This is a genomic window from Streptomyces sp. NPDC043876 (assembly GCF_056435825.1).
The window spans coordinates 355,793-367,490 of record NZ_JBWKDV010000002.1 but is presented as its reverse complement, the minus strand read 5'-3'; the positions used below and the strand labels follow the sequence as shown (position 1 = coordinate 367,490).

General features: G+C 75.0%; 9 protein-coding genes and 1 pseudogene. 4 read left to right on the top strand and 6 right to left on the bottom strand.

What is annotated here, in order from left to right:
- The first annotated feature begins 433 nt into the window (after nucleotides 1-433).
- Nucleotides 434-1,150: a DUF4232 domain-containing protein gene (locus AC0693_RS06815; protein WP_478801165.1), complete on the top strand. Its 717-nt coding sequence runs from the start codon at nucleotides 434-436 to the stop codon at nucleotides 1,148-1,150.
- Nucleotides 1,147-1,747, top strand: a pseudogene (locus tag AC0693_RS06810) (AAA family ATPase). The gene AC0693_RS06815 and the pseudogene AC0693_RS06810 overlap by 4 nt, the downstream one beginning before the upstream one ends.
- 13 nt (nucleotides 1,748-1,760) lie before the next feature.
- Here AC0693_RS06810 and AC0693_RS06805 read toward each other — a convergent pair.
- The 3 genes from AC0693_RS06805 to AC0693_RS06795 all read right to left on the bottom strand — a co-directional run bounded on the left by AC0693_RS06805 (nucleotide 1,761) and on the right by AC0693_RS06795 (nucleotide 6,443).
- On the bottom strand, nucleotides 1,761-4,235 hold the full coding sequence (locus AC0693_RS06805) for an FtsX-like permease family protein (RefSeq protein ID WP_478801164.1): 2,475 nt from the start codon (nucleotides 4,233-4,235) through the stop codon (nucleotides 1,761-1,763).
- A complete protein-coding gene (locus AC0693_RS06800; RefSeq protein WP_478801163.1) occupies nucleotides 4,235-5,173 on the bottom strand; it encodes an ABC transporter ATP-binding protein in 939 nt (312 codons plus the stop codon). The genes AC0693_RS06805 and AC0693_RS06800 overlap by 1 nt, the downstream gene beginning before the upstream one ends.
- A gap of 142 nt (nucleotides 5,174-5,315) precedes the next feature.
- Entirely contained in the window at nucleotides 5,316-6,443 is a 1,128-nt protein-coding gene (locus AC0693_RS06795) for a SpoIIE family protein phosphatase (protein WP_469318525.1), read from the bottom strand.
- 132 nt (nucleotides 6,444-6,575) lie between these two features.
- Here AC0693_RS06795 and AC0693_RS06790 point away from each other — a divergent pair, with 132 nt between their 5' ends.
- Nucleotides 6,576-7,811, top strand: coding sequence for a GNAT family N-acetyltransferase (locus tag AC0693_RS06790; protein ID WP_478801162.1), 1,236 nt, complete (start codon nucleotides 6,576-6,578; stop codon nucleotides 7,809-7,811).
- A gap of 11 nt (nucleotides 7,812-7,822) precedes the next feature.
- Here the strand turns inward: AC0693_RS06790 and AC0693_RS06785 are convergent, their stop codons facing one another.
- Nucleotides 7,823-8,638, bottom strand: coding sequence for an Fpg/Nei family DNA glycosylase (locus tag AC0693_RS06785; RefSeq protein ID WP_478801161.1), 816 nt, complete (start codon nucleotides 8,636-8,638; stop codon nucleotides 7,823-7,825).
- A 103-nt stretch (nucleotides 8,639-8,741) separates the two neighbouring features.
- Complete coding sequence (locus AC0693_RS06780; protein ID WP_356415338.1) at nucleotides 8,742-9,227, bottom strand: ribose-5-phosphate isomerase; 486 nt, start codon at nucleotides 9,225-9,227, stop codon at nucleotides 8,742-8,744.
- 241 nt (nucleotides 9,228-9,468) lie between these two features.
- Here AC0693_RS06780 and AC0693_RS06775 point away from each other — a divergent pair, with 241 nt between their 5' ends.
- Nucleotides 9,469-10,905: an amino acid permease gene (locus tag AC0693_RS06775; RefSeq protein ID WP_356415336.1), complete on the top strand. Its 1,437-nt coding sequence runs from the start codon at nucleotides 9,469-9,471 to the stop codon at nucleotides 10,903-10,905.
- 68 nt (nucleotides 10,906-10,973) lie between these two features.
- On the opposite strand, the gene AC0693_RS06770 is transcribed toward AC0693_RS06775, so the two are convergent.
- Nucleotides 10,974-11,567 (bottom strand): biotin transporter BioY, encoded by a 594-nt coding sequence (locus AC0693_RS06770; RefSeq protein WP_469333814.1) that lies wholly within the window; start codon nucleotides 11,565-11,567, stop codon nucleotides 10,974-10,976.
- Nucleotides 11,568-11,698: the final 131 nt, after the last annotated feature.

The window sequence follows — 11,698 nt, the reverse complement described above, 5'->3', positions numbered from 1 at the left end:
CGGGCGGGGCCCCTCGCCGGGGGCGGGGGCCGTTGCCGGAGTGGGGCCGTCGCCCGGGGGCTACTGCGGGGGCGGGTCCCCTCGCGGGTGTGGGGCCGTCGCCCGGGGGCCACTGCGGGGCCCCTCGCCGGGGGCGGGGGCACCGCCCGCCCTGGCAGCGGGCCGCGGTGCCGAGGGGTGGGGGCTGCCCCAGAGGGCCCGGGGTGTGCCCCCTGAGCCGGTTCCGACGGAGGTTGAGCGGGGGGCGCGGCCCCGGGCCTAGGACCGGGTCCCGGGCCGGGAGCCCGGAGCACGGGTACCGCCCCCGCGTGCCGCTACCCCGGCCAAGAGGCCCGGCCCAAGGGCCCAACAGCCCCCGAGCCGAGGCGCCCGGGCCGGGCGCCCGCCGCCCCGGGCGCTACGGCCGGCGCTCGGCCCGTCGTAGGGTCGCCGCATGACGGGGAACAGGATGCGGGGCGTGGCGGGCCGGGCGGCGCGGGAGCGGGTGCCGGGGTGGGCGCGGCGGGCGGGGGTGCGGGGCGGGGCGGTCGCGGTGGTGGCCGGGGTGGTGCTCGGGGGGTGCGCGACGCCGCCGGCGCCGCCGGTGGCGCCCGGGCCGACCGGGGTGCCGACCGCGGGGTTGCCCCGGCCGACCGGGAGGCCGAGCGGGGTGGCCACGCACCCGGGGAACCCGCGGCTGACGGACGTCCCGTCGGTGGATCCCGGCGAGGCGTGCCCCGAGGGCGGGATCCGGCTCGTCGAGGAGCAGGGGGACGCGGCGATGGGCCTGCGGGCGGGAGGTGTCCGTCTGGTCAACTGCGCCGCCGGGGCGTACCGGTTGGAGGGGTACCCCGAGGTGCGGGTGCTCGACGCGGAGCAGCGGCCGGTGCAGGTGGCGGTGGTGCACGGGTCGGGCGGGATCGCCACCGAGGTGGCGGGCATGGACGGGCCCCCGCAGGCGCTGGAACTGGCGCCCGGGGACGCCGCGCGGGTCCCGCTGCTGTGGCGCAACACGGTCACGGACGGGGCCGCGGTCGAGGGCCGGTACGTGGACGTGGTGCCGCGGCCGGGGGCGGCGGCCGTGCGGCTGAAGCTCGTCGAGCCCCTCGACGTCGGGACGACCGGGAAGCTCGGCATCGGGCCCTGGCAGTCCGTGCGGAGCGCCCCGTGATCGTCTGGCTCAACGGCCCCTTCGGCGGCGGGAAGACGCAGACCGCCCACGCGCTGCTGCGGCGGCTGCCCGGCAGCGTGCTGTGCGATCCCGAACACATCGGCTTCGGGCTGCACCGCGCGCTGCCGCCCGCGCTGCGCGGGGACTTCCAGGACCTGCCGGCCTGGCGCCAGGGCGTGTTCGAGGTGCTGGACCTGGTGGCCGGGCGCCACCCGGGGGTGGTGCTCGTCCCGATGACCGTCACGGAGCCGCGCTACTTCGCCGAGACGGTCGGCCGGCTGCGCGAACGGCCACGACGTCCGGCACTTCGCCCTGCTGGCCGACCGCGAGACCGTACTGCGGCGGCTGCACGAGCGCGGCCTGGGCCGCGGGCTGAAGCGCGAGAGCTTCGCCGTCGCACGTCTCGACGGCGCCCTGGAGGCCCTGCGCGCACCGGAGTTCGCGGAGCACTTGTGGACGGACCGGCTGCCCGTGTCCCGGGTCGCCGACCGGATCGCCGCGCACACGGGCCTGGCGCTGACCCCGGATACGGACGGCCCGCTGCGCGGACGGCTGCGGCGCGCGCTGGTCGGCGTACGCCACATCCGCTTCGACTAGGAACGGGTCTCTGCTAGGCCGGGCGCCGCAAGGCGTGGCGGGCCGGGAGGGACGTGGCCAGGAGGGTGAGGGCCAGGGCGCCGGCCGCGAAGGAGCCGTAGACCAGCGGGGGGACGTACGGTGCCTCGCCGGTGAGGGCCTTCGCCATCGGGATCAGGGTGGCGGCGGCGATGGCGGTGCCGAGGACCAGGCCCGCGCCGCCGATCAGGAGGGCTTCCCAGCGGATCATGCGGAGCACCTGGCGGCGGGTGGAACCGACCAGGCGCAGCAGGGTCAGTTCGCGGCGGCGGTCCAGGACGGTCATGGTCAGGGTGTTGGCGGCGGCGAGGGCGGCGAATCCGCCGAGGACGGCGGCCATGACGGTATTGGCCCAGGCGCCGAGCCGCCGGTCCAGGCCCTGGGCGGTGGCCCAGCCGCTCTTGTCCGTGACCGCGCCGCCGAGTTCCGCGAGGCCGGGCGAGGAGCCGCGGACCAGGAGTTCGGTGGCGGCGGATGAGGTGCGGTGTCCGGCGAGGTCGGCGGCCGGGAGGGTGACCTCGCCGAAGCCGAGGCCGCGGCCGTAGACCGCGACGATCTCGGGGGTGACCCGGACGCCGTCGGGCAGCCGCAGGGTGATCCGGCCGCCGAGGCGCGCCCCAGCGGCTTCGGCCAGGCCCTGGTCGACGGCGACGGTGCCCGGCCGCAGGGCGGCGAGGGAGCCGCCGCGGACGGCGAGGTCCTGTACGGGGGTGAGGTCGCCGCCGGTGACCTGGGCGGGGGCGCTGCGCAGTTCGGCGCCGGACCCGCTGCCGGTGGGCACGAGGACGGAGGTGTGGCCGAGGGGGACGGCGGCGGTGACGCCGGGCAGGGCGGCGGCCCGGGCCGCGGCGTCGGAGGGGAGGCCGCCGGATCCGGCGGGGGCGGTGACGATGCGGTCGGCCAGCAGGCCCGCGCTCTGCTGGTGGCCGGTGGCCCGGTCCGTGCTGGTCTGGAGGAAGACCAGGGTGGAGGAGAAGGCGACGGCGAGCACGATGGGGGTGAGGGCGGAGGCCAGTCTGCGGGCGTTGGTACGGGAGTTGGCGGCGGCGAGGGAGCCCGCCGGGCCCGTGGCGCGCAGCGGGAGGCCGAGGACGGCGGCGCAGGCGCGGGCGATCAGCGGTCCGAGCAGGGCCACGGCGAGCATGAAGAGCATGACGACGCCGGGTCCGGCGGTGGCGGCGGCGGTCACGGAGCCGCCACCCGCCAGGCCCGCGCAGGCGAATCCGCCCGCCAGGGCGGCGATGCCGAAGGAGGTGCGGATCCGGCCCTGGCGCGGGCGTTCCACCGCGGCTTCGGCGAGGGCCGCGCCGGGGCGGATCTTCGCGGGGCGGCGGGCGGCGCAGCGGCCCGCGAGGAGGGCGGTGCCGAGGCCGACGGCGACGGCGGCCGCGAACGGGATCCAGGAGGGGTGGAGCGTCAGGGCGGCCGGGACGGCCCCCTTCTCCTGGAGCGCGCCGAACCACCACTCGGCCAGGAAGACGCCCGGTACGCAGCCCAGGGCGCCCGCGAGGGGAGCGACCAGGAGCGCTTCGGTGGCGATGGAGCGGCGGATCTGGCGCGGGGTGGCTCCGATGGCGCGCAGCAGGGCGTATTCGCGGGAGCGCTGGCCGACGCAGAGGGCGACGGATCCGGTGGCGGTGAAGACGGCGACGAGGGTCGCGACGCCGCCGAAGGAGCCGCCGAGGCCGATGAGCACTTCCCTGGCCGAGGCGAGCGGCGCGTCCAGGACGCGCGCGTCGCCGGTGAGGACGCGGGCCCGGTCGCCGACGGCGGCGCGCGCCCGGTCGGCGAGGGCGGTCGCGGCGCCGGGCCCGGCCGGGTCCGCGCCGGGGGCGGGGAGGAGCGCGATGGCGTCGAGGGCGAGGGGGTGGCCGGAGAGGGTGCGGGCCTGGTCGTCGGAGAACCAGGCGCCGGGGGCGTCCGTACGTCCGGAGACCCGAAACTCCCGCTTTCCGGCCGGGGTGTCGAGGGCGATCCGCTCCGGGCCGCCGCCGGTGTCCGCGCGCCCGGAGGCGCCGCCGCCGAGGACGACCTCGCCGGGCCCGGGCGCGCGGCCCGCGGTGAGCCGGGCACCGGTGAAGGCGGTGGAGCCCCAGCCGTACGCCGTCAGCGCGCCCGCGCCGGACCGTACGGGGAAGGACACGTCGGGCACGGCCCGGCCCAGCGGGGCGAGCGCGCCCAGCAGTTCGGCGTCCACCCGGGCCAGGTCGGGGACCGGGACCGAGAGTTCCTCGGCGTCCTCCCCGCGTCCGGCGGTCATGCGGATCCGCTGGTCGGCGGCGATGACGACGGGGGCGTCGGCGTACCGGGTGGGCGGGACGGAGGCGCGCAGTCCGCCCTCCAGCAGGATGCCGCAGGCGCAGACGATGGCCACGGTCATCAGGAGGGCGAGGAAGGTGCCCGCGAAGGCGGCGGGTCGGAAACGCACCGCCGCCCGCGCGAGGCCGTTGGGCCGGGAGGGGCGCAGCATCAGGCGGCCGCTCCCGCGTACGCGGCGTCGCCGGTGGTGGGGACGGCGGCGGTCGTCGGGGCGCAGCGGCGGCCGGTGAGCGTGGCCATCCGGGCGGCGACGGCGTGGGCGGGGCTGCGCGGCAGCCGGTCCGCGATCAGGCCGTCGGCGAGGAAGAGCACCTGATCGGCGTGGGCGGCGGCGGCCGGGTCGTGGGTGACCATGACCACGGTCGCGCCGAGGCTGTCGACCGCGCCCCGGAGCAGGGCGAGCACCTCGGCCGCCGTGGTGGTGTCCAGGGCGCCGGTGGGCTCGTCGGCGAAGACCACGTCCGGGCGGGTGACCAGGGCGCGGGCGATGGCCACGCGCTGCTGCTGGCCGCCGGAGAGTTCCCCGGGGCGGCGGTGGCCCTTGCCTTCGAGGCCGACCTGGGCGAGGAGGGCGGCGGCGCGGGCGGCGCCGTCCGCCGTGACCCGGCCGCCCGCGAGGCGCAGCGGGAGCAGGACGTTCTCCTCGACGGTGAGGGAGGGCAGCAGGTTGAAGGCCTGGAAGACGAAGCCGAGGCGGCTGCGGCGCAGCACGGTCAGCTTGTTCTCGTTCATGCCGGTGATCTCGGTGCCGCCGAGGCGGACGGAGCCGGAGCTGGGGTGGTCCAGTCCGGCGGCGCACTGCAGGAAGGTGGACTTGCCGGAGCCGGAGGGGCCCATGACGGCGGTGAAGCTGCCGCGCGGCAGGCTGAGGTCGATGCCGCGCAGGGCCTGGACGGTGGCGGAGCCCCGCCCGTAGGAGCGGCGTACGTCGCTCAGCTGGACGGCGGGCGCGGTGGCGGCGTAACCGGCTCCGGATGTGCGACCGGCGGCGGCCGCGGCTCCGGACGCGTCCCAGGGGCCCTGCCCGCCGCGGGACCGGTCGTCGCTCCCGCCGTGCCCCTGCTGCTGCCTGCCGCGCCCGAACCCCATGGTGTGCCGCCTTCCTCGTCTGCCGTCTGCGTCTCGTGACCTTGACGCTACGGAGCCGGGGGCGGTGCCCGCCATGGTGGAAACGGGCCGGTCAGGGGTGGGGTAAACCCCACCCGGCGCCTTCCGGTGGGATGCGGGAGGGTCAGGGCGAGCGGCGGATCAGCAGCAGCGCGCGGTCGTCGTTGACGTCCTTGGCGACCTTCTCGATCAGGTGCCAGGTCGAGCCCTCCCAGCCGGAGGTGACGTAGCGGTCGGCTTCGCCGGTGAGCCGGTCGATGCCCTCGCTGATGTCGCGGTCGGCCGTTTCGACGAGGCCGTCGGTGAAGAGCAGCAGGACGTCGCCGCGGCGCAGGTTGCCGTGGGCGGCCTCGAAAGTGGCTCCGTCGTAGACGCCGAGGAGCGGGCCCTCGCCGCTCCTCTCCTGCCAGCGGCCGGTGCCCGCGGAGAGCTGGAGGGCGGGCAGGTGACCGGCGGAGAGGAGGTCGTAGTCCCCGGTCTCCAGGTCGAGGACGAGGTGGATCGAGGTGGCGAAGCCTTCGTCCCAGTCCTGGCGCAGCAGGTAGCCGTTGGCGGCGGGCAGGAAGTCCCGCGGGGGCAGCGAGCCGAGCAGTCCGCCGAAGGCGCCGGAGAGGAGCAGGGCGCGGGAGCCCGCGTCCATGCCCTTGCCGGAGACGTCGGTCAGGACGACTTCGAGGGTGCGGCCGCCGTTGGTCCGGGCGGCGACCACGAAGTCGCCGGAGAAGGACTGGCCGCCCGCGGGGCGCAGGGCCATCTCGCGGTGCCAGCCGCGCGGCAGGGCGGGCAGCTTGCTCTGCACCCGGATGCGTTCGCGCAGGTCGAAGAGCATGGTGCCGCCGCGTCTCCAGGGCACGCCGACGCGGCTGCGGAACTGGGCGATGACCAGGCCGAAGAACCCGCAGGCGGCGACGACGAGGATGGTGCCGGGAGTGACCCGGGCGGGGCCTTCGGTGTAGGGACCGAGGGCCAGCGCCTCGACGATCAGCGCGGTCGCGGCGGCGGCGTAGAGGGCGAGCAAACTGGCGGGGCGCAGCAGTAGTCCGCCCGCGACGATGGGCAGGACGAGGGCCGACGGCGAGAACCAGACGGGCAGCAGGAGGGTGCCCCAGGTGATGGCCGGGACGGTGAGGAGCAGGCCGCCGAAGGCGAGCCAGTCGGAGGCGTCCCCGCGGAAGTAGTCGACGGCGGATTTGCGCAGCGCGGTGCGGGCCCGGTGCGAGGTCTTCCGCAGCCGTGCCGTGAGGGTTTCCATCCGTGCTCCGCCCATTGTTCCGGGACCCTATCCATCCTGACTGTGAGCGCGCAGGGGTACCCCCGGACCGCATGGAGATTTCCGGACCAAAACGGGTCGACCAGGATGGATTGCCCTGATAGGGATGGCCCCATGGCTCATGAGACGAGGGTGCTGCGGCCCGAAGAGTGGGATGCCTGGTACGACCATCTGGAACTGGCGTTCGGCGGTGTGCCGGAGGAGGAGGAAGAGCGTGAACTCTACAAGTCCCTGACCGAGGCGGAGCGTTCGCTGGGGGTCTGGGACGGGGACACCTGCGTGGCCTCGGCCGGCGCCTTCACCTTCCGGGTCACGGTGCCCGGCGGGGCGCTGGTGCCCGCCGCGGGCGTGACCATGGTCGGCGTGACGCCGACGCACCGGCGCCGGGGTCTGCTCACCGCGCTGATGCGGCGCCAACTCGACGACATCCGGGCGGGTGGCGAGCCGGTCGCCGTGCTGACGGCGTCGGATCCGGCGATCTACGGGCGGTTCGGCTACGGCACCGCGGCGTACTCGCTCGCCGTGGACATCGACACCAGCCGGGTCCGGCTGCGGCTGCCGCCGGGGGCGGACGGCGTGCGGCTGCGCCTGGTGGATCCGCAGAAGGCGCTGACCGCGTGCGAGGCGGTGTACGCGGAACTGGTGCCGCGACGACCGGGCATGACGGCGCGTCAGCCCGGCTGGGAGCGGCAGGCGCTGCTCGATCCGGCGTCGGGGCGTGCGGGCCGGTCCCCGCTGAAGTGCGTGCTGGCCGAGCGGGAAGCGGACGGGCGCGTAGTGGGGTACGCCCGCTACCGGGTGCGGCCGGGCTGGGAACTGAGCGGCTCGGCCGGGGTGGTGGAGGTCGAGGACCTCGACGCGCTGGACCCGGCGGCGTACGGGGCGCTGTGGGCGTACGTGTTCGGGATCGACCTGACCTGGACGGTACGGGCGCGCAAGCGGCCGGTGGACGATCCGCTGCTGCACCTGGTCAGTGACGTGCGCCGGACCCAGCCGCGCACCCGGGACGCGCTGCACCTGCGCCTGGTGGAGCTGGGGGCGGCGCTGGAGGCCCGGACGTACGGGGCTCCGGTGGACGTGGTCTTCGAGGTGGCGGACACCTTCTGCCCGTGGAACGCGGGGCGCTGGCGGCTGACCGGCGACGCGAAGGGGGCGTCCTGCGTGCGCACGGAGGATCCGGCGGAGCTGGCCCTGTCGGTGGCGGAGCTGGGCTCGGCGTACCTGGGCGGGGTCACCCTCGCGTCGCTGGCGGGCGCGGGCCTGGTCACCGAACTGCGCCCGGGCGCCCTCCAGGAGGCCTCCCGGGCCTTCACCTCGGACCTGGCGCCCTGGCTCCCGCACGGGTTCTAGGCCGGCGCGGTTCAGCGGGGCTGGCAGCCCGGGCACCAGAAGAGGTTGCGGGCGGCGAGGCCGGCGGTGCGGATCTCGCCGCCGCACAGCAGGCAGGGCAGGTGCGCGCGGCGGTACACGTAGACCTCGCCGCCGTGGTCGTCCACGCGCGGCGGGCGGCCCATGGCCTCGGGGGTGTGTTCGGGGCGGACGGTGTCGATGCGGTTCAGTCGGACCCCCTCGCGCATCAGCGCGGCGAGGTCGTGCCACATCGCGTCCCATTCGGCGCGCGTGAGGTCCCGGCCGGGCCGGTAGGGGTCGATGCCGTGCCGGAAGAGGACCTCGGCGCGGTAGACGTTGCCGACGCCCGCGACGACCTTCTGGTCCATCAGGAGGGCGGCGATCGTGGTGCGGGAGCGGGAGATCCGCGCCCAGGCCCGGTCGGGGTCGTCGGCGGGGCGCAGCGGGTCCGGGCCGAGGCGCTCGTGTATCGCCTGCTTCTCGGCGCCGGTGATCAGCGCGCAGGTGGTGGGGCCGCGCAGGTCGGCGTAGTGCTCCCGGCCGACGAGGCGCAGACGCACGGTGTCCGTGGCGGGCGGGGCGGGGACGGGGCCGAAGCCGTACTTCCCGAAGAGGCCGAGGTGGATGTGGATCCAGTCCCCGGCGGGGCCGTCGAAGCCGAGGAAGAGGTGTTTGCCGTGGGCCTCGGCCGTGTCGAGCTCGCGGCCGTCGAGCAGGGCGGCGCTCTCGGCGAAGCGGCCCTGGGGGCTGCTGACGCGCAGCGGCCGGCCGGCGAACCGTTCGGCGTGGTCCTGGGCGAGGCGGTGGATCGTATGCCCCTCGGGCACGGCGCTGCTCCTGGTGCGGTCGGGGCCCGTCGCGTGCGGACGCGACGGCGGCGCCGGGGGTCCCGGCGCCGCCGTCGTACGTCTCGTGTGCGGGGCGGGGGTGTCAGCCCTGCGGGTGGTGCGCCGGGATCGGGGGCAGCTCACCGGTGGTCTCGTAGGCGGAGAGCATCTCGATCCGGCGGGTGTGACGCTCCTCGTCGGAGTACGGCGTGGCGAGGAAGATCTCGACGAACTTGGTCGACTCCTCCACCGTGTGCATGCGGCCGCCGATGGAGAGGACGTTGGCGTTGTTGTGCTCGCGGCCGAGGGCGGCGGTCTGCTCGCTCCAGGCCAGCGCGGCGCGGACGCCCTTGACCTTGTTCGCGGCGATGGCCTCGCCGTTGCCGGAGCCGCCGATGACGATGCCGAGGCTCTGCGGGTCCGCGGCGGTCTTCTCCGCGGCGCGCAGGCAGAACGGCGGGTAGTCGTCCTGGGCGTCGTAGATGTGGGGACCGCAGTCGACGGCCTCGTGGCCCTGGGCCCCCAGCCACTCGACGAGGTGGTTCTTCAGTTCGTAGCCGGCATGGTCGGAGCCGAGGTAGACGCGCATGGGCACGAGTGTGACACGAGGGGCCCGGGCGGCACGCAAGGGGTGCCGGGGCGATGTCGCGTAAGTCACTTCTAAAGCTCAAGTAAACCCAAAGGACGCAGTTGGGGCGGGGTGCAGCGGTTCGGGACCTTGGTCCCGGAGGTTCGTCCTACGGACACGATCCGGATTCAGGTCTTCCGTCTTACGTTCATCCCGGGTTTGAATGCCGGAACTCGCAACCCGAGAACCTAAGGATTCGTCCATGAGCTCCACGACGACCCTTCAGAAGTCAGGCGGCCCCACCGGTGAACCCGATGGCACCCAGCCCTCCGACGGTCTGAAGGCCGGTCTCAAGAACCGGCACCTGTCCATGATCGCCATTGGCGGCGTCATCGGCGCCGGCCTCTTCGTCGGTTCCGGCGGCGGCATCGCCAAGGCCGGTCCCGCCATCCTGATCTCCTACGCGCTGGTCGGCGCGATGGTGGTCTTCGTGATGCGGATGCTCGGCGAGATGGCCGCGGCCAGCCCGAACTCCGGATCCTTCTCCGCCTACGCCGACCGGGCGCTCGGCCGCTGGGCCGGCTTCTCCATCGGCTGGCTGTACTGGTTCTTCTGGGTCGTCGTCCTGGCCGTCGAGGCCACCGCGGGCGCGAACATCCTGGAAGGCTGGGTCCCGGCCGTCCCGCAGTGGGCCTGGGCGCTGATCGTGATGGTCGTGCTGACGGTCACCAACCTCGGCTCGGTCGCCTCGTACGGCGAGTTCGAGTTCTGGTTCGCGGGCATCAAGGTCGTCGCCATCGGCGGCTTCGTGATCGTCGGCCTGCTGGCCGTCTTCGGCGTGCTGCCGGGCTCGGACAACCCGGGCGCGGGCTTCGCGCACCTCACGGACACCGGCGGGTTCATGCCCAACGGGGTCGGGTCGATCCTGACCGGCGTCCTGATGGTCGTCTTCTCCTTCATGGGCAGCGAGATCGTCACCCTGGCCGCCGGTGAGTCCGAGGACCCGCGCCGCGCGGTCACCAAGGCCACCAACTCGGTGATCTGGCGCATCGGCATCTTCTACCTCGGCTCGATCTTCATCGTGCTGACCCTGCTGCCGTGGAACGACAAGTCGATCACCGAGAAGGGCTCGTACGTCGCCGCCCTCGACTCGATCGGCATCGCGCACGCGGGCCAGATCATGAACGTGATCGTGCTGACGGCCGTGCTGTCCTGCCTGAACTCGGGCCTCTACACCGCGTCCCGCATGGCGTTCTCGCTGGGCGAGCGCGGCGACGCCCCCAAAGCCTTCGCGAAGGTCTCCAAGAACGGCGTGCCGGTCGCCGCGATCCTGGGCTCCGTGGTCTTCGGCTTCGTCGCCGTCTACTTCAACTACGCCTTCAAGGACACGGTCTTCAGCTTCCTGCTGAACTCCTCCGGGGCCATCGCGCTCTTCGTCTGGCTGGCGATCTGCTTCACCCAGCTGCGGATGCGCGCGATCCTGCTCCGCGAGGCGCCGGACAAGCTGACGGTGAAGATGTGGTTCTTCCCGTACCTGACCTGGCTGACCGCCGCGATGATCAGCTTCGTCCTCGTCTACATGCTCTTCGACGACGACAACCGCGAGGTGGTCCTGCTCTCGACGCTGGTCGCCGCCATCGTGATGGTCATCGGCACGGTGCTGGACTTCGTCCGCCGCAGGAACGCCGCGCGCGCCTGACCGTACGGAGGAACACGGCGGCCCCGGACCACGCGCGTGGTCCGGGGCCGCCGTGCGTCGCGGTGGGGTCAGCCGCGGCCGGCCAGCTTCCAGGCGGCCGGGAGCAGCCCCATGGCGAGGAGCGCCTTGAGCGCGTCGCCGATCAGGAACGGGGTCAGGCCCGCGGCGACGGCCGCGCCCGACGACATCCCGGTGGACAGGGCCAGGTACGGGACGCCCACCGCGTAGATGACCGCGGAGCCCGCCGCCATCGTCAGGGCGGTACGGACCACCGAGCGGTCGGCGCCGCGGCGCGCGAGGGCTCCGGCCAGGGTGGCGGCGAGCAGCATGCCGAGCACGTAGCCGAAGGAGGCCCCGCTCGCGCCCGAGGTGCCCTGGGCGAACCAGGGCATCCCGGCCGCGCCGGCCAGGGCGTAGAGGGCGAGCGCGAGGAAGCCGCGGCGGGCGCCGAAGGCGGTGCCGACGAGCAGGGCGGCGAAGGTCTGCCCGGTGACCGGGACCGGCGAGCCGGGGACCGGTACGGCGATCTGCGCGGCGAGGCCGGTCAGCGCGGCGCCGCCCACGACGAGCGCGATGTCGCGGACCCGGCTCGCGGGCAGCAGGTCGGCGAGGACGGCACCGGGCCGGAAGGCGGCGGTCGTCGGGACGGAAGCGGTGCTCATCGGGACTCCGGAGGGTCGGGTGCTGAAGGGCGGGGCGGAGGTCGGGTCGCGCGGGGCGATCACGGGACGGGGTGGCCGGACGGGCCGGACAAGGCGACGTTAGTCCCGGCCGGCGGGCTGTCCGGCGTCGC